18 protein-coding genes are annotated in these 15,859 nt (G+C 67.2%); 4 read left to right on the top strand and 14 right to left on the bottom strand.

From position 1 onward, the window contains the following. From AC5RV2_RS03650 to AC5RV2_RS03640, 3 genes are all read right to left on the bottom strand, one after another. Positions 1-750: amidohydrolase family protein (locus tag AC5RV2_RS03650; RefSeq protein ID WP_494091221.1), on the bottom strand; the 750-nt coding region annotated here is incomplete at its 3' end. 14 nt (positions 751-764) lie between these two features. Continuing rightward, positions 765-1,514 carry a glucosamine-6-phosphate deaminase gene (locus AC5RV2_RS03645; RefSeq protein ID WP_494091220.1) on the bottom strand — a complete coding sequence of 250 codons (750 nt, stop codon included), beginning with the start codon at positions 1,512-1,514 and terminating at the stop codon, positions 765-767. Between the two features lie 250 nt (positions 1,515-1,764). Further along, entirely contained in the window at positions 1,765-2,862 is a 1,098-nt protein-coding gene (locus AC5RV2_RS03640; protein ID WP_494091219.1) for a DNA alkylation repair protein, read from the bottom strand. A 166-nt stretch (positions 2,863-3,028) separates the two neighbouring features. Here AC5RV2_RS03640 and AC5RV2_RS03635 point away from each other — a divergent pair, with 166 nt between their 5' ends. The 3 genes from AC5RV2_RS03635 (at position 3,029) to AC5RV2_RS03625 (ending at position 4,856) form a co-directional block, all read left to right on the top strand. Further along, positions 3,029-3,751 (top strand): alpha/beta fold hydrolase, encoded by a 723-nt coding sequence (locus tag AC5RV2_RS03635; RefSeq protein WP_494091218.1) that lies wholly within the window; start codon positions 3,029-3,031, stop codon positions 3,749-3,751. Beyond that, on the top strand, positions 3,748-4,278 hold the full coding sequence (locus AC5RV2_RS03630) for a YbaK/EbsC family protein (protein WP_494091217.1): 531 nt from the start codon (positions 3,748-3,750) through the stop codon (positions 4,276-4,278). Before AC5RV2_RS03635 ends, AC5RV2_RS03630 begins: the two co-directional genes overlap by 4 nt. 71 nt (positions 4,279-4,349) lie before the next feature. Continuing rightward, positions 4,350-4,856: a ferritin gene (locus tag AC5RV2_RS03625; RefSeq protein ID WP_494000945.1), complete on the top strand. Its 507-nt coding sequence runs from the start codon at positions 4,350-4,352 to the stop codon at positions 4,854-4,856. 61 nt (positions 4,857-4,917) lie between these two features. Here AC5RV2_RS03625 and AC5RV2_RS03620 read toward each other — a convergent pair whose 3' ends face one another. The 3 genes from AC5RV2_RS03620 to AC5RV2_RS03610 all read right to left on the bottom strand — a co-directional run bounded on the left by AC5RV2_RS03620 (position 4,918) and on the right by AC5RV2_RS03610 (position 7,660). Next, on the bottom strand, positions 4,918-5,289 hold the full coding sequence (locus AC5RV2_RS03620; protein ID WP_494091216.1) for a VOC family protein: 372 nt from the start codon (positions 5,287-5,289) through the stop codon (positions 4,918-4,920). 133 nt (positions 5,290-5,422) lie between these two features. Continuing rightward, the gene (locus AC5RV2_RS03615; protein WP_494091215.1) at positions 5,423-6,988 is read right to left on the bottom strand and encodes an amino acid permease; all 1,566 of its coding nucleotides are present in this window, start codon (positions 6,986-6,988) and stop codon (positions 5,423-5,425) included. 315 nt (positions 6,989-7,303) lie between these two features. Further along, positions 7,304-7,660 carry a hypothetical protein gene (locus AC5RV2_RS03610; protein WP_494091214.1) on the bottom strand — a complete coding sequence of 119 codons (357 nt, stop codon included), beginning with the start codon at positions 7,658-7,660 and terminating at the stop codon, positions 7,304-7,306. Between the two features lie 176 nt (positions 7,661-7,836). Here AC5RV2_RS03610 and AC5RV2_RS03605 point away from each other — a divergent pair, with 176 nt between their 5' ends. Further along, positions 7,837-8,286: a MarR family winged helix-turn-helix transcriptional regulator gene (locus AC5RV2_RS03605; protein ID WP_494091213.1), complete on the top strand. Its 450-nt coding sequence runs from the start codon at positions 7,837-7,839 to the stop codon at positions 8,284-8,286. A gap of 97 nt (positions 8,287-8,383) precedes the next feature. Here the strand turns inward: AC5RV2_RS03605 and AC5RV2_RS03600 are convergent, their stop codons facing one another. From AC5RV2_RS03600 to ureC, 8 genes are all read right to left on the bottom strand, one after another. Further along, positions 8,384-9,172, bottom strand: a complete 789-nt coding sequence (locus AC5RV2_RS03600; protein WP_494091212.1) for an ABC transporter ATP-binding protein — start codon at positions 9,170-9,172, stop codon at positions 8,384-8,386. Next, positions 9,169-10,182, bottom strand: coding sequence for an ABC transporter substrate-binding protein (locus tag AC5RV2_RS03595; protein WP_494091211.1), 1,014 nt, complete (start codon positions 10,180-10,182; stop codon positions 9,169-9,171). The genes AC5RV2_RS03600 and AC5RV2_RS03595 overlap by 4 nt, the downstream gene beginning before the upstream one ends. A gap of 54 nt (positions 10,183-10,236) precedes the next feature. Then, positions 10,237-11,364, bottom strand: coding sequence for a FecCD family ABC transporter permease (locus AC5RV2_RS03590; RefSeq protein ID WP_494091210.1), 1,128 nt, complete (start codon positions 11,362-11,364; stop codon positions 10,237-10,239). 18 nt (positions 11,365-11,382) lie between these two features. Beyond that, on the bottom strand, positions 11,383-12,237 hold the full coding sequence (locus AC5RV2_RS03585; RefSeq protein ID WP_494091209.1) for an urease accessory protein UreD: 855 nt from the start codon (positions 12,235-12,237) through the stop codon (positions 11,383-11,385). After that, the gene (gene ureG / locus AC5RV2_RS03580) at positions 12,234-12,848 is read right to left on the bottom strand and encodes an urease accessory protein UreG (protein WP_494091208.1); all 615 of its coding nucleotides are present in this window, start codon (positions 12,846-12,848) and stop codon (positions 12,234-12,236) included. The genes AC5RV2_RS03585 and ureG overlap by 4 nt, the downstream gene beginning before the upstream one ends. Before the next feature lie 63 nt (positions 12,849-12,911). Next, positions 12,912-13,625: an urease accessory protein UreF gene (locus AC5RV2_RS03575; RefSeq protein WP_494091207.1), complete on the bottom strand. Its 714-nt coding sequence runs from the start codon at positions 13,623-13,625 to the stop codon at positions 12,912-12,914. After that, a complete protein-coding gene (gene ureE, locus AC5RV2_RS03570) occupies positions 13,606-14,079 on the bottom strand; it encodes an urease accessory protein UreE (protein ID WP_494065160.1) in 474 nt (157 codons plus the stop codon). The genes AC5RV2_RS03575 and ureE overlap by 20 nt, the downstream gene beginning before the upstream one ends. Before the next feature lie 29 nt (positions 14,080-14,108). After that, complete coding sequence (gene ureC, locus AC5RV2_RS03565; RefSeq protein ID WP_494091206.1) at positions 14,109-15,821, bottom strand: urease subunit alpha; 1,713 nt, start codon at positions 15,819-15,821, stop codon at positions 14,109-14,111. Positions 15,822-15,859: the final 38 nt, after the last annotated feature.

The raw sequence follows: 15,859 nt of genomic DNA, 5'->3' as shown, positions 1-15,859 counted from the left end.
GGGCACCGCCGACGCGTCGCCGAACCGCCGGGCGAGGGCGGTCCGTGCGTGGCGCAGGGAGCCGGCCGCGACCGCGGTCTCCGCCGCGGTGTGGCCCAGCGAGGGGACCACGCCGTGGCCGGCCAGCAGCTCCACGAGCCCCTCGGCGCCGGGCAGTTCCGGCGCATACGTCATGGTCCGCAGAAAGCCGCGGCCGTTCGCGAGCAGCTCCCGTGCCAGGCCGAGGTCCGGTTCCAGCAGCCACCGCGGGTCCTGGGCGCCGCACCGTGCGGGTGACAGGAACGGCCCCTCCACGTGGATGCCGGCTATCTCGCCGTCGGCGGCGATTCGCGCGAGGATGTCGAGTCCGCCGAGCAGCTCCCGGGGCGGCGCGGTCACCAGGCTCGCCAGCAGCGTGGTGGTGCCCGCAGCATGGATTCCGGCCGCCGCGCGGCGCGCGTCCGCTTCGTCGGCGGTGGGGAAATCGACGCCGAAGGCACCGTGGCAGTGCAGGTCGACCAACCCGGGGATCACCCTCTGGCCGGCGGGGACGTCGACGACGGTGTCCGCCTCGCCGGGCGACAGGGCCTCCGCCGGACCGACGTAGCTGATCTCCGCGCCGGACACCGCAACGGCTCCGTCCCGCAGTTCACCCTCGGCGGCGTGGATTCTGCCCCTGAGGATTGTCCGGCCGCCCGGCCGGGGAACACCTTCCGCCTCGCGGAGCGGGAGGGGGGAGCCGTGGGTGCTGCCGGCGCCGTGGCGTGTCATGGCGGAATCCAGACCTATCCGGTGGGAAACCGGGAGCCCGCCTCGACATCGGTGAGGACGGTGACGTCCGGGTGCAGCTGGAGCACCGAGGCCGGGCAGCCGGGGTCGACGGGCCCGGTCAGCGCGCGGTGAAGGATGTCGGCCTTGTCCCGGCCCTGCACCAACAACAGCAGCCGCCTGGCATCCAAGATGGTGCCCAGGCCCTGCGTGATGCAGCGGGTGGGGACGTCGTCGAGCGACGGGAAGAACCGGGCATTGGCGCGGCGCGTCGTCATCGTCAGCTCCTCGACCCGGGTCCGGGAGTCCAGGGCCGAACCGGGCTCGTTAAAGGCAAGGTGGCCGTTGTGGCCGATGCCCAGGATCTGCAGGTCGATTCCGCCCGCCGACGCGATGGCCGCTTCATAGTCCGCAGCGGCCCGATCCACGTCGGCCCGGTCGGCGTCCGGCAGCAGGACCGACGCCCGGTCGAGCCCCAGCGGACGGATCACTTCCCGGTCAATCACCTGCGCGTAACTCTCCGGGTGCCCGGCCGGAAGTCCCACGTATTCGTCCAGCGCGAACCAGCGGACTCCGGACAGATCCAGGCGGCGCCGCGCCAAGGACTGATACAGCGGCAGCGGCGATGACCCGGTGGCCAGCCCGATGACGGGACGGGGCAGCTCGTCGACGAGGCCGGCGACGATGTCCGCGGCCAGCGCGCCGATGTCTTCAGCGTCGTGGTGCGAAACCTGGAGCTTGCGTTCCTGCTCGGCCAACGGGTTCATAGGAGTCCTGTCTGTCGGATGAGTCCGCCTGGACGGATGCGCGCCGCGCTGCACGTGCTTTGCGGCAAGGGCAAGTCAAACTTCATGCGCTTTTCCTCGTGGGACGGGTCGGAGCCTCCGGGTGTGCCGTCAGGGCCGGCACCCCGGACAAAGGTTGCAGCAAGATTACCGGATGCCGCCGGCCCAAACCGGTAGATGCGGGCGCACCATGCCGAGAGCGAATTCCAATCTTTTGCGGGCGGCGCCTGTGTCAGAGCACGACGTCGAAGCCCGCCTCGGGCGACAGCGTTCCGTTGGCCTGCACCTGGACGAGGTGCCGGCCGGGGTAATGCACGCGCGTGGTCATCTGCCGGAAGGCATGCGCTTTGCGGAACTGCCGGGCCTCGCCCGCGGCGAGGTCGGCGACCGCCAGCTTGAAGACCTTGGGAGCCAGCGAACCGTTGGCCTTGACGTAGTGGACCACGTAGTCCACCGCCACACGGGCCGGGGCGTCCGCTTCATTGCGGATTTCGACGGCGAAGCCGAGCTCCCCGGGCAGGTGGACAGTGTCCTGGTCGAGTTGCGGGGCGGCCACGGTCAGGGCGTTGGAGGTGAACCCCAGCGCTGCGAGGGCGCCGGGGTGTGCCTTCTTCACCAGGGTGCGCAGCCCGTGCCGTACCACCCAGGCGGTGTGGGCACCCGGCGCGGCATTCCACCGGGCCGCGGTCGCCACCACTTCCTCCGGGGCATGGCGCGAGACATCGTTCAGGTGGTTGGCCACCGAGCGGCGGACGGCTTCGCCGTCGTCCTGGAACAGTTCGTCGAGGATCGGCAAGGTGGACGCGGGCCGCTCGACGATGCCGGGTACCCGGACGGCCCACGGCAGGTACGGCCGCGTCCCTTCGCTGGCCAGCCGCCGCACCTGTTCATCCGGGTGGGCCGTCCAGTCCCGGATGATTCCCAGCGCCCGGTCCAAGTCCTGGATCAACAGTCGGCGGATGGCGAACTCGCTCGTCATCCGCGGAGTCAGTTCCGCGAGCAGCGCCATCGCGTCGTCGAAGGCCCGCTGGCTCCCGTCTTCCAAGGCGCGGGTCACTGCCGCCTCACCCACCGGCCAGAGCATCCAGCCGGTGAAGGCGCCGTCGTCCAGCGCCGCGCGGATCAGGGCGGCGGCCGGCTCGTAGCCGGCAGCCAGGTCGACGAGGAGCGCTTCCCCCAGCAGGTCGGCGCGCGCCCGCAGGGGCAGCGGCTTGAGCCGATCTCCCGCTTCCCTCAGCGCCGGCCACGCAGATTGGTCACCGGTTCCGGCCAGGGAAGTGCGCAGTTGCTCGACGGCGGCCGGCCCCAACAGGTCGTTCATGATTCCCATGCGGTCCTCCGTGCCGGGCTAATAAGCTTTCCGAAGCCAGCCTATGGCTCTTCTGCCAGGTGGGCCCGCCGTTGTTCTCCTCCGGAGCCGCCTCAGGGACCGCGGTTGTCCTGAATTGTGTCCGAAGGGTGTTCCGGGTCACGCTCGGGCACTAGAGTCACCTGACATGGACATCATCCTGGTACCCGGATTCTGGTTGGACGCATCCTCCTGGGCGGAGGTAACCCCGCCGTTGGTCGCCGCCGGGCACCGGGTCCACCCGTTGACGCTGCCCGGGCTGGAAGCACCGGATGCGCCGCGGGCGGGGATCGGCCTGCGCGACCACATCGACGCGACCGTCAAGGCCGTGGACGGCGTGGACGGGCCGGTGGTCCTCGTGGGCCACTCCGGCGGCGGGGCCATCATCCACGGCGTGGTAGACCAGCGCCCGGACAGGATCGCCCGCGCCGTCTACGTGGACAGCGGCCCGCTCGGCGAAGGCGGCGTGATCAATGACGAGCTGCCCGCCGAAGGCGATGAGGTCCCGTTGCCGGATTGGAGCCTCTTCGAGGAAGAAGACCTGACGGACCTCGACGAGGGGCTCCGCGCCGCGTTCCGAGCCCGGGCCGTTCCGCAGCCGAGGGGCGTCGCCTCCGATCCGCAGCACCTGTCCGACGAACGGCGCTTCAACGTGCCGGTCACGGTGATCACCTGCGAGTTCACGCCCGAACAGCTGCAGGGCTGGATCGACGCCGGCGCACCGCAGGTGGTCGAACTGGCCAGAATCCGGGACGTGGAGTACGTGCACCTGCCCACGGGGCACTGGCCGCAGTTCACCAAACCGGCCGAGCTAGGCGAGGCCATCCTGGCCGCCGTGACCAAGACCGTTGAGGCAACCGGGGCGGAGTGAGCACAGCCAAACTCCTGCCCGCCGTCGAGGCTGCGCTCGCCGGGCACGGCCTCACCTGCGAAGTCCTCGCCTGCGACCCGGACCTGGCGGACACGGCGGCGTTTTGCGCACACTACGGCTTCGCCCTGGAGCAGTCGGCCAACACCATTCTGGTGGCGTCCAAGAAGGTGGAACCGGCCAGATACGCGGTGTGCGTGGTGCTGGGGACCGCCCGGCTGGACGTGAACCAGAAGGTCCGGGAACTCCTGGGCGTGAAGTGCGCGTCCTTCGCCGACGCGGAGACCACCAAAGCCGTGACCGGCATGGAGATCGGGGGAGTGACCGCCGTCGGAACCTCCGGCCACCCCGTCTACATCGACGCCGCCGTGATCGGCCGGGAACGCGTGGTGATGGGCGGCGGGAACCGGTCCAGCAAACTCCTGCTCAAGCCGAAGGAGCTGCTCAAGCTGCCCGGCGCCGTCGTGATTGAAGGGCTGGCGAAGCCCGGCGCGCCGCTGAACGCTACCGACAGCCCGGGGAACGGATAGCACAGGCTTTCCTAATCTTGGCTTGCCTTACCTTGCTGGCGGGGATACAAAGCGGCGCCTAATCTGGAGCCATGGGACTTACAGGAAAACTCGCAGAAGCGTTTAACGACCAGGTCACGCTGGAACTCCAGGCCTCCGTGGTCTACCGCCAGCTCGCCATCGAAATGGATGCCATCGACCTGCCCGGGATCGCCGGCTGGTTCCGCGCCCAGGCCGAGGAAGAAGTGGTCCACGCGAACAAGTTCATCGAGCACATGATGGACCGCGGCGCCCACCCGAAGATCCAGGCGATCACGGCTCCGACAATTTTCGCCGAGACCGTGCTGCAGGCGTTTGAAGCCTCCCTGGCGCACGAGAAGAAGGTCTCCGAGTCGATCCGCGACCTGTACCGGCTCGCCCAGCAGGAGGGCGACATCGACTCCATTCCGCTGCTCAACTGGTTCGTCGACGAGCAGTTGGAGGAAGAAGCCACGGTCGGTGAGATCATCGGCCGGGTCAAGCTGGTCAACGACGACGGGCCCGGCCTGCTGCGCCTGGACGAGCAGCTCGGTTCCCGCACCGGCGAAGCCAGCAGCTAGCAAAGCGACGGACGACGTCGGTGCCCGGGCGGGCGCCGACGTCGCCTGCTCGTCACGGCCATCAGACGTGCTGGTCCACGATGACCGGGTTGCCGTCCGGGTCCTGCAGAACGAAGCTGGCAGGACCGGTGGTTGCCTCGTCTGCTTCCGACAGGAATTCCACGCCCTCCGCTTTCAATTGCCGCTGGAGGTCGCGCACGTCGGTGAAGGAATCAAGGGCTTCGGCGTCCTGATTCCAGCCAGGGTTGAAGGTCAAGGCGTTCTTGTCGAACATGCCCTGGAAGAGTCCGACGACGGCCTCACCGTTCTTCAGAATCAGCCAGTTCTGCGTGATGTCACCGCCGTGCTTGCTGAACCCGAGCTTCTCGTAGAACGCGGCAGAAGCCGCAATGTCCTTCACTGCGAGGCTGAGCGAAAAAGCGCCGAGTTGCATGTGTTGCTCCATTCTCCGGGACCCTGGACTCCTCGCATCATAGCCACCGCGTGTCCGAGGTGGAGCACCCTGGACGCAGGGACCCGGGGCCAGGGCGGCGGGAGCGGCCAGCCCATGCTCCGGCGGCCCGGAGCTAGGGCTCCGGGTTGTGCCGGTGGTCCTTTCGGTCGCGGACGCGCTGCTCGTGCTCCAGCCGGCGGTGCTCCTCGCGCTCGTGTTCGAGTGCTATGAGTTCCGGATGGTTCAGCCGCGAATGCTGGCGGCCATAGAGGAAGTAGATGGCGAAGCCGATAAGCAGCCAGACAGCGAAGCGCACCCACGTGAGGGTGGTCAGGTTCAGCATCAGCCAGAAGCACAGCACGGCGGAGAGGATCGGCACCACGGGCGAGCCCGGGACACGGTAGGCCCGGGGCAGATCCGGCCGCTTTCTCCTAAGCACGACGATGCCGATGCTCACCAGCACGAAGGCTGAGAGGGTGCCGATGTTGATCATTTCTTCCAGTACGTCCACGTTGGTGAACCCGGCCACCAAGGCAACCAGGGCCCCGGCCAGGATTTGCACCCGCGCCGGGGTTTTTTGGTGCTCGGTGGTGTGGCTGAGCCATCGCGGCAGCAGGCCGTCACGGCTCATCGCGAAGGCAACCCGGGCGAGGCCCATCAGCAGGACCATGATGACGGTGGTGAGCCCGATCAGGATGCCCACCGAAATGACCTGCGCGGCCCAGTCCGCCCCGACTCCGATGAACGCCGTGGCCAGCGAGGCCTCATCGGCTTCCGCCAGCTCCCGGTAGGACACCATGCCCGTCAGGGCCAGGGTGACCAGGATGTACAGCACGGTCACGATCGCCAGGCCGCCGAAAATACCCCGCGGCAGCGTCTTTTGCGGGTTGCGCACCTCTTCCGCGCTCGTAGCCACGACGTCGAATCCAATGAAGGCGAAGAACACCAGTGCCGCACCCGCCAGGATGCCCACCACGCCGTACTGCTGGGGCTCGGCACCGCTGAGGAAGGAGAAGAGCGACTGCGTCCAGACGTTCCCCCCGGCGCTCGCGGTGGCGACCGGATCCGGCACGAACGGCGTGTAGTTTTCTGCCCGTACGTACGTGAAGCCGACGACGATCACGAACAGGACAATGGCAACCTTGATGATGGTGAAGACATTGTTCACTCGGGCCGACAGTTCGGTGCCAAGGACCAGCAGGGTCGTGAAGACGGCAACGATCAGCAGCGGGCCCCAGGTCAGCTCCAGGCCGAGGAAATTCACCGTGGTCGGGACATTGACGTCAAAGAGCAGGAAGACGTTGCTGAGGTAGATTCCCCAATATTTGGCGATGACGGCCCCTGCCGTGAACAGCTCCAGAATCAGGTCCCAGCCGATGATCCAGGCCAGCAGTTCGCCCAGGGTTGCGTAGGTATAGGTGTAGGCGCTGCCGGCCACGGGAATGGCCGACGCGAACTCGGCGTAGCACATGATGGCCAGCGCGCAGGTGATGGCCGCCAACACGAAGGACACCGTCACGGCCGGGCCGGCGTAGCTGCCGGCGGCCTTCGCACCGACGGAAAAGATGCCGGCCCCGACGGCGACTGCCACACCGAGGACCATCAGGTCGAAGGTGCTGAGCGTGCGTTTCAGCTCGCGCCCCGGCTCCGTCATATCCGCGATGGACTGCTCGATTGATTTGGTCCGAAAGAGGCTCATGGGACAAGTATTCTCAGGATGGCCTACCCTCGATACCCTTCGCCGGAAAGAGGGTGCGGCAACCCGCAAAACGGATCGTTCCAGCACTCCGCGGGGCGACTCCGGGACGCCCGGTTGGCGGAGGTGGCCGCCGCGATTTTGGTATCCCTCAGCCCGCGAAACCGATCCGGCTGACCAGAGCCGGCAGTGTCATCTCGACGCCGGCGCCTCGATCCCCCGGGGGTAGGGGCTGACCGCCCCGTTTGAGGTTGCAGGGCCGTCGACGTCGTGGCTCAGCAGTGCCGCCTTTGAGGCCGACCGTGCGGCACCGCGGGGTCAGCCGACGGCCACTAAATCCTGAGAGTTCGCGCCAGCCCCGCCGGTCGGTGCCGGGAGGGCGGAGGCGCATGTTCCCGCGGCCGCGGCAACCAGCTCTGCAGGCACACCGGAGGCCAGTGCGGCGGTTGTCTGCTCCTGGAAGACGACCTTCGCCTGGTCGAGCGCCCATTCCGCTGCCTCGACTTGTCCCGCGCGGACCGTAACTGCTTCCAGTGCTTTCTTCTGCCCGGGGGTCAGATCGGAAACCGACTGGACCCGTCCTTCAGGGAGTGCGCCTGCCTCTGGTGGCCGCCCGGTATAGATCGTGGAGTCCAGCTCCGCAATGGACAGGGGCAGCGTGTTGGGTTCGTTCACGGGATCCATCGGTGTCCCTTTCAAGGGAAAATGCAGCGCTTCTTCCTGTGGCGGGAGGGCGCTTTCTGCGTGGTGGAGACAGACAGGCCCGTCTCCTGAGTCGAAGCCTACAGCAAAGGCCCAGCAGCGAGGCTAAACCATTGACCATTCAAAGGTCAGTTTGCTTATAATCCTGCATGCCCGATCTATCGAAATGGCCCATGCCCCGGCTCCTGTCCACTGCCGCGAGGCTTGTCGAATACGAGTGGAACGAGCAGTTGGCTTCCCTCGGCCTGACCCACGCCGGAGCAACGGTGCTGGAAATCCTGGCCGTCGAGGGGCCGATGGCGCAGGCGCAGCTGGCAAAGCGGGTGCGGGTGCAGCCACAGACCGTGGGCAAGACCCTGGCACGGCTGGAAGCGACCGGTTACATATCCCGAGCCCGCAGCAAAAACGACCGCCGCGAGCAACGGGTCAACATCTCGGAGCGAGGCGAGAAGACCTTCCAACACGTGATGAAACTGGGACAGGAGCTTCTGGGCGATGACGACGGCGAGATCGAGGAGCTCAAGACGCGGCTCGTCGGTGTCATTCGTGACCTCGGTAACGACAGGTTTGGCATCAAGAGGCCCTTGCGCCCCACCTAACCGGCAGAGACGCAACGGAGCCCGTCTACGTTGGCTGAGGCCGCCGCCGTGCCTTCGACGGTTGTTCTTGGCCACTGGCCGTGGACAAGGGACGCACTCAGTTTGATGGACGAGCTACAGGGAATGGGCTGAACACCAGTTGGAAGCCGTCGTCGACTGGGAAACGGCGGACCCCGATCTTGTACACCGGCTCAAGGTATTCCGGGACCAGGACCTCGGACGGTGTGCCGGCTGCGACCACCCGGCTTTCGTTGAGTAGCAGGACGCGGTCGCAGTAGGCAGCGGCGAGGTTGAGGTCGTGCAGGACCACGACGATGGCATGGTTGTTGGTCCCCGCCAGATCGCGCACCAGCTTAAGGATCTCGTGTTGATAGCGGATGTCCAGGTGATTGGTCGGTTCGTCGAGCAGCAGGTGCGTGGCTTCCTGCGCCAGCGCCCGGGCGATCAGTACCCGCTGCCGTTCCCCGCCGGAGAGCAGCTCGAAGCTCTGGTCCGCCCGGCCAAGCATGCCGACCCGTTCCAGCGCGCGCGCGGCGGCCTGTTCGTCCCGCGCCTTACGCCCACCCAGCCGCGGCTGGTGCGGGGTGCGGCCCAGCAGCACCATGTCGGAAACCAGCAGCGGCAGGTCGCCCGGCGTCTCCTGCACGACCACGGAGACCGTCCGCGCGCGCTCCTGTGCGTTGAGGCGGCGCAGTTCCGTGTGGTCCAGCATGACGGTGCCGGCGTGCGGGGCCAGTGATCCGTACAGGATCCGCAGCAGGGTGCTCTTGCCGCTGCCGTTCGGTCCCACCAGGCCGAGGACTTCGCCGTGCCGGGCGTGGAGGTCAACGCGGTCCAGGACGTTGCGGGAGCCGTAGGAAAAGGAGATGCCGGAGCCGGAAATCACTGGCCGAACCGCTCGGCGATCCGCTCGAGTCCGGTGACCGACAGCGGGGACGGCGGCTCGGTGAAGTTGAACAGTTGCACGAGGATGTCATCGTTGGCGACGGCGGTCATGGAGGAGGCTCCCTTTAAAGACGTCACGGCGTCGGCGACCTCGCGTGGGTCCCCGACGGAGTGGAGCAGGATCAGGACATCGGGGTTACGGCCAATGAGTTCCTCGCGCGTGACCTCGAAGACCCGCTGGTCGACGTCGTCGAAAACGTTTTTCAGCCCGGCGGCTTCCAACTGCGGCTGGGCCATGGACTTGGTGCCGTAGGCGTAGGTGCTTCCGCCGCCGACTGTCGGGTAAAGGACGGCCGCAGTGCGGTCGCCGGTGCCGGCCGTCTTGGCGGTGATTTGCTCCACCTTGGCCTTGAGCTCGCCGGCTGCTTTCTCCGCCCGGTTTTCGACGTCGAACACCTTGCCGTAGGTGCGGAGCCGATCTTCAATAGTGCGGAACTCCGGCGTTTGCGGGGCGTCGGGGCAAAAGGACGGTTCCTGCAGCATCGGGATGCCGGCGGCGGCAAGTGTTTCACGGTTGAGGTTTTCAGCCGAGCCGAGGACGAGGTCCGGTTTCTGCGCCAGGACGACTTCCTGCGAAATCTGCAGGTGCCCCGTTGTGTCCAAGCGGTCGGTCAAGAGCGGAATGCGGGCGAGTTCGGTCTCGGTGGCTGGGTCGAAGTATTCGGACGGGTAGACGCCTGCGCGGGCCACGACCGTTTCCATGACACCCAGTGCTGCCAGGTAGGAAACCGGTGAACTGTCCAGCAGGACAACCCGTTCCGGCGGCGCCTTCAGGGTGACTGCTGCGCCGCAATTGGTGACGGTCAGCGGGTACCCATTGGCCTCGGGTGCCTCGGGGGCCCCGGTGTTTTCGGCGTTCCCGGCGCTCCCGAAAGTCCCGGCGCAGCCGGCCAGGCCGAAGGCCAATGCCGCCGCGGCTGCGGCGGACAGCAGGTGGGCGGCAGCTTTCATGAATTCTCCTCAGGCTAGTGGATGTGAGCGATAACGCGGGGGTGGGGTAAACACTCAGCCCGCCGGGCGCATCCTGCGGATGAGGTAAAGCAGGAAGGGAGCCCCGATGAAAGCCGTGATGATCCCGATCGGCAATTCCTGCGGCTGCAACAGGGTCCGAGCGAGCAGGTCGGCCCAGATCAGGAAGATCCCGCCGAGCAGGGCAGAGACCGGGACGACCCGGGAGTGGGCGGCGCCGACCAGCCTGCGGGCCACATGCGGAACTACCAGTCCAACGAAACCGATCGATCCGGAGGCCGCGACGACCACGCCGATGCACAGGGAGATGATGACCAGTAGTTGGGTGCGGAACCTGCCGGGTGCAACGCCGACAATGTGCGCGGTTTCGTCACCGATGGCCAGAGCGTCCAAACGCCGTCCGCTGAGAGCCAGCAGGCAAGTGGTTATCAGGACCACCACGACGACGATCGCCAGGGGGCTTCCCCACCTGGCCAGGGCCAGGGACCCAAGCAGCCAGAACATCACGGAGCGGGCGCCCTCTGCGGAGCCCGAGGCGAAGATCAGGAAGCTGGTCACGGCGGTCAGCGCGTACCCGATCGCAACGCCGGCCAGCAGCAACCGGATTGAGGTTACCCGTCCGGCCGAGCGTGCGACCAGGAAGACCATCATCGACGCGGCCAGCGCACCGATGAAGGCGCTCGCGGGCAGAGCGTGTTCGCCCACACCCAGACCGACGCCGAACAAAATCATGGCTGCTGCACCACTGGAAGCCCCCGAATTTATGCCGAGCAAGTAGGGGTCGGCCAGCACGTTGCGCACCATTGCCTGCAGGGCTGCTCCGCATACCGCCAATCCGACGCCAACAGCGCATCCGAGCAGCACGCGGGGCAGCCTCACGTCCCAAACAATTGCAGAGGCTGTTGGATCAGGCTGATACGCGGACAGTTGGCCGGGCATATGCGACCAGATCACTTGGGCTACGGTCGCGGTATTCAGCATGACGGGCCCGGTCGCCACGGACAGCACCATTCCGGCGACGAGAAGCGCGGCCAGCGCCAGGACCCAGAAGAGATGGCGACGCCGGAGCCTTGACCGCAGCAGCGGGTCCGAGTCGCATGAGGTGTGGCCGTCGCGGACGTCGCGTTCGCGCGGGGCAGGGGCCGGTGACGGGAAGAAGATCATGCCTCCAACAAGGCTCGGTCAGTATTTGCGAAGATTCAGTGGTTGCTGGCCGAACCAGCGGTGGCGGAGCAGATCGACGGCGGCGTGCAGCATTCCGTTCAGCGTGTCGGTGCTGCGGGACAGGGCGCGCAGGGCGAAGCCGGGGCCGTTGAGCAGCGACAGGCCGAGCTGCCCGCCGGGGTCCATCGGGGCCAGCAGGTCCTGCAACTCCCGCACCAGGACGTCGTCCACCCGGGGATCGACCACGAGCATCGAGCCCAGGTGTGAATAGTCCTCGAGGAAGAGCATGCTGGACAGCGGCGCGTCCGGATCGGCGGGGCGGATCAACAGGTTGTCCAGGGCGAGCAGGCGGCCGTCGCGGTAGATGTCGTTGCGGATGCGCACCTCCTCATACCGGAAGGGCCTGCCGTCCGGGGACCAGCCGGGAGTGACCACGTCACACATCACCAGGGAGGAGTCCGCGGCGAGTTCGACGACGGTCTCCTGCCGGTAGGTGGCGTCCCGGTACGCGATGAGCTGGTCGGGCAGGTACTCCAGGCTTGCACCGGGGCCGAGCCGGAACCGGGTGTGTTGCACGGCCGGATCGCCCGGCGTCCGGTAGATCTTGGTGGCGGACTGGGTGGTCAGCAGCAGGCGGGCCTGGTCCTCGACCTGGACGTCCACCTCGTAGACGTCCCCTCCCAGGTAGCCGCCGCCCGGGTTCACGATCGTGTAAGCGACCTGGGCGGACGCGTCCAGGTAGTGCGGGCGGATGACGCGCAGCGCGCCCTGGTGGTATTGCGAGGTGGCGACGCCGCGGCCGCCGCGCTGGCCCACCGTCAGGCGCAGCTCACCGGTGGGAAGCTGCACGCCCGCCGGCTGGGCCGCGCTCATTGTGTCAGGTCCTGCATCAGCACGTCGCGCCGGAGCCAGGCGATGACCTTGTCCAGGCCCTCGTCCGTCTTCAGGTTGGTGAAGCAGAACGGCCTGTCTCCGCGGAATTCCTTCGAGTCGGACTCCATCACCGACAGGTCGGCGCCCACGAACGGCGCCAGGTCGGTCTTGTTGATGATGAACAGGTCCGACTTGATCATGCCCTGGCCGGCCTTGCGCGGGATCTTCTCGCCCTGCGCCACGTCGATGATGTAGATGGAAAAGTCCACCAGTTCCGGACTGAACGTCGCCGAAAGGTTGTCGCCCCCGCTTTCGATGAACACGACCTGCAGGTCCGGGTGCCGGTTGATCAATTCCTCCACGGCGGCGGAGTTCATCGAGGTGTCCTCGCGGATGGCGGTGTGCGGGCAGCCGCCGGTTTCGATGCCGATGATCCGGTCCAGCGGCAGCACGCCGTTGGCGGCCAGGATCTTCGCGTCCTCAATGGTGTAGATGTCGTTGGTGATGGCGGCCATGGAGATTTCGCCGGACAGGTGCCGGGTCAGGCGCTCGACCAGCTGGGTCTTCCCGGCGCCGACGGGGCCGCCGATACCGATCTTGATGGGTTCCATTGTCTTACTCCTTGTTCCGTGGGCCGGCCGCGGGCGGCCGGGTCTTGTGGTGGCGGCGGCACGTCAGGACATGAACATGCGGGCGCGCTGCCGCTCGTGGCGCATTTGGGCGATTTCCAGTCCCGGGGCGGCGGCGCCGAAGTCCCCGCGTCCCAGCCCGGCGATCCTCGCCGTTGCGGCGGCAATCTCCGGATGGGCCCGGCGCAGCACCCGCTGCCCGGCGTCCTGGCCGATCGGGATGCCGCGGATGGCGTTCTGCGTCAGCGACGTCGCCGTCGAAAACAGGTAGGTGCCCAGCAGCTCCGGCAGCGGAACGTGCAGGCTGCGCCCGGCGATGGCGAACGCCAGCGCCGGATGCCCGCTGCACGCGCCGCTGGCGACGTCCTCGCGGTACTGCTCGATCTCGTCGCTGTCGAGGATGACCGAGGCGATTTGGAGCATCCGCGCACCCATTTTCACGCCCGCCTCGCGCACCTGCCGCGGCAGGGCCTGCGCCGCCAGCATCGCGTCCAGCTCCCGCAGCTCCGCCGTCGAGCGGGCTTCCAGGGCCAGCCGGATGGCAAGGCCGTCGCTGTACGTCAGCTGGGTGTGGATGAACTGGCCGAGCCAGACCGCGAAGGTCTTCTCGTCGCGGACCAGCCCGCGTGTCAGGAACGTCTCGAGCCCGAACGAGTGGCTGAAGGCGCCCGTGGGCAGGGCGGAGTCGGCCAGCTGCAGCAGGGGCAGCAGGTACGACGACGGGTGCCGCCCGGGTGCCTCAGTGCGTGTGTTCGGCATGTCGAAACGGCACGGGCATGACCCGCTCCTGCCGGGAGTAGGGCACCTGCATGTGCTGCAGATAGTCTTCGACGGTGTGGTCGTACTGCACCACCATGACCTCCGCCCGGTAGTCGCTTGCGGCGTCGAAGAATTGCGCCTGCAGGTGCCGGTTGCCCAGGCTGTGGGCCACCACGCCCATCTCCCGGATGGTGCGCGGGGCGATCACCAGCACGTCCGTGGGCAGGACGCTGACCACGATGACGTTCGACTCGTCGCGGAACAGGATGTCGCCGTCGCGCAGGTCTCCCGGCGTGGCCAGGCGGATGCCGATTTCGCGGCCGTGATCGGTGGTCACGCGCTGGACGCGTTTGACCAGTTCGCTGCTGGGGAGTGCCACCTTCTCCTCGTGCAGGCCGGCAAGCTCCGCGTGCGGAAGATCGTGCCGGTTGGCGATGACGCGCTCAATGATCATTGACTACGTCCTTTCGGGTATAGCTCGGTCTAGAACAGGAAGTAGCGCTGGGCCATGGGCAGCACGGTCGAGGGCTCGCAGGTCGCTACTTCACCGTTGACCGTGACGGTGTAGGTTTGCGGGTCGACCTGGATGTCCGGGGTCTCCCCGTTGTACTTCAGGTCGGCCTTGGTCAGGGTGCGGATGCCGTGGGCCGCGCGGACGGTCCGGCGCAGGTTCAGCCGGTCCGGGATGCCCTCGTCGATGGCGATCTTCGGCATGAACGTGATCGAGGACGAGTGCACGGCGCTGCCCAACGCCCCGAAGTTGTGCCGCAGGGTCCGCGGCTGCGGGGTAGGGATGGAACCGTTCGCGTCGCCCATGATGGACTGCACGATTTGTCCGCCCTTGATCACCATCTCCGGTTTGACGCCGAAGAAGGCCGGATCCCAAAGCACCAGGTCGGCGAACTTACCCACCTCGACGCTGCCGACGGAGTCGGCGATGCCGTGGGCGAGAGCGGGGTTGATGGTGTACTTGGCGACGTAGCGCTTGAGTCGGAAGTTGTCGCCGATTTCCGGGTCTTGCTCGAACTTGCCCCGCTGGCGCTTCATGGCATCCGCCACCTGCCAGGTCCGCAGCACCATCTCGCCGACACGGCCCATGGCCTGGGCGTCCGAGCTGGTGATCGAGAAGACGCCGAGGTCGTGCAGCACGTCTTCGGCGGCGATGGTCTCCTTGCGGATCCGGGAGTCGGCGAAGGCCACGTCTTCGGGAATGTCCGGGTTCAGGTGGTGGGCGACCATGAGCATGTCCAGATGCTCGTCGAGCGTGTTGGTGGTGTAGGGCAGGGTCGGGTTGGTCGAAGCCGGCAGGACGTTGGGCAGCCCGGCGACGCGGATGATGTCCGGGGCGTGCCCTCCGCCGGCGCCTTCGGTGTGGAAGGTGTGGATCACGCGGCCGTCGATGGCGCGGATGGTGTCCTCCACGAAACCGCATTCGTTGAGGGTGTCCGCGTGGATGGCGACCTGCACGTCGAACTCGTCGGCGATCCGCAGCGACATGTCGATCGAGGAGGTTGTGGCGCCCCAGTCCTCGTGCACCTTGAAGCCGATGGCCCCGGCCCGGATTTGTTCGGCCAGCGGACCGCGCGCGCTGGCGTGGCCCTTGGCAAGCAGTCCGATGTTGATCGGCAGGTTGTCCACCGCCTGCAGCATCCGGCCAATGTGCCATGGCCCCGGCGTCACGGTGGTCGCCTTGGAGGCATCCGACGGCCCGGCGCCGCCGCCGATCAGGGTGGTGACGCCGTTCGCCAGGGCCACCGGCACCTGGTCGGGGCTGATGAAGTGCACGTGCGTATCGATGCCGCCGGCGGTGAGGATCTTGTGCTCCCCGGCGATCACGTCCGTCGCGGCACCAATGGTGATGTCGACGCCGTCGGAGATGTCCGGGTTGCCGGCCTTGCCGATCTTGAAGATGTGCCCGTCCCGCAGTGCCACGTCGGCCTTGTAGATGCCGCTGTAGTCCAGCACGACGACGTTGGTGATGACCGTGTCCGGAATGTCCTGGTCGCGGGTGCGCTGTCCGTTCTGGCCCATGCCGTCCCGGATGACCTTCCCGCCGCCGAAGACCACTTCCTCGCCGTAGCGGGTGTAGTCGTGTTCGATCTCCAGCAGCAGGTCGGTGTCCGCGAGCCGAATCGCATCGCCGGTGGTCGGCCCGTACATCTCCGCATAGTGCCTGCGGTTCATCTCGAAGCTCATCGCTGTTCCTCCCCGCCGCCGTCGGTCTTCTCCGCGGC

The sequence above is a fragment of the Arthrobacter sp. Y3225116 genome (assembly GCF_059091245.1).
Note: the sequence above shows the minus strand (reverse complement) of the source record. Positions and strands in the feature narration are given on the sequence as shown.

Bases quoted from the DNA above. Each gene is read 5' to 3' on its own strand.
- ureG (WP_494091208.1), bottom strand. From the start codon at position 12,848: ATGGAACCCATCAAGATCGGTATCGGCGGCCCCGTCGGCGCCGGGAAG.
- AC5RV2_RS03640 (WP_494091219.1), bottom strand. From the start codon at position 2,862: ATGGGAATCATGAACGACCTGTTGGGGCCGGCCGCCGTCGAGCAACTG.
- AC5RV2_RS03620 (WP_494091216.1), bottom strand. From the start codon at position 5,289: ATGCAACTCGGCGCTTTTTCGCTCAGCCTCGCAGTGAAGGACATTGCG.
- AC5RV2_RS03605 (WP_494091213.1), top strand. From the start codon at position 7,837: ATGCCCGATCTATCGAAATGGCCCATGCCCCGGCTCCTGTCCACTGCC.
- AC5RV2_RS03585 (WP_494091209.1), bottom strand. From the start codon at position 12,237: ATGAGCGCGGCCCAGCCGGCGGGCGTGCAGCTTCCCACCGGTGAGCTG.
- AC5RV2_RS03590 (WP_494091210.1), bottom strand. From the start codon at position 11,364: ATGATCTTCTTCCCGTCACCGGCCCCTGCCCCGCGCGAACGCGACGTC.
- AC5RV2_RS03595 (WP_494091211.1), bottom strand. From the start codon at position 10,182: ATGAAAGCTGCCGCCCACCTGCTGTCCGCCGCAGCCGCGGCGGCATTG.
- AC5RV2_RS03635 (WP_494091218.1), top strand. From the start codon at position 3,029: ATGGACATCATCCTGGTACCCGGATTCTGGTTGGACGCATCCTCCTGG.
- ureE (WP_494065160.1), bottom strand. From the start codon at position 14,079: ATGATCATTGAGCGCGTCATCGCCAACCGGCACGATCTTCCGCACGCG.
- AC5RV2_RS03615 (WP_494091215.1), bottom strand. From the start codon at position 6,988: ATGAGCCTCTTTCGGACCAAATCAATCGAGCAGTCCATCGCGGATATG.
- AC5RV2_RS03645 (WP_494091220.1), bottom strand. From the start codon at position 1,514: ATGAACCCGTTGGCCGAGCAGGAACGCAAGCTCCAGGTTTCGCACCAC.
- AC5RV2_RS03575 (WP_494091207.1), bottom strand. From the start codon at position 13,625: ATGCCGAACACACGCACTGAGGCACCCGGGCGGCACCCGTCGTCGTAC.
- ureC (WP_494091206.1), bottom strand. From the start codon at position 15,821: ATGAGCTTCGAGATGAACCGCAGGCACTATGCGGAGATGTACGGGCCG.
- AC5RV2_RS03625 (WP_494000945.1), top strand. From the start codon at position 4,350: ATGGGACTTACAGGAAAACTCGCAGAAGCGTTTAACGACCAGGTCACG.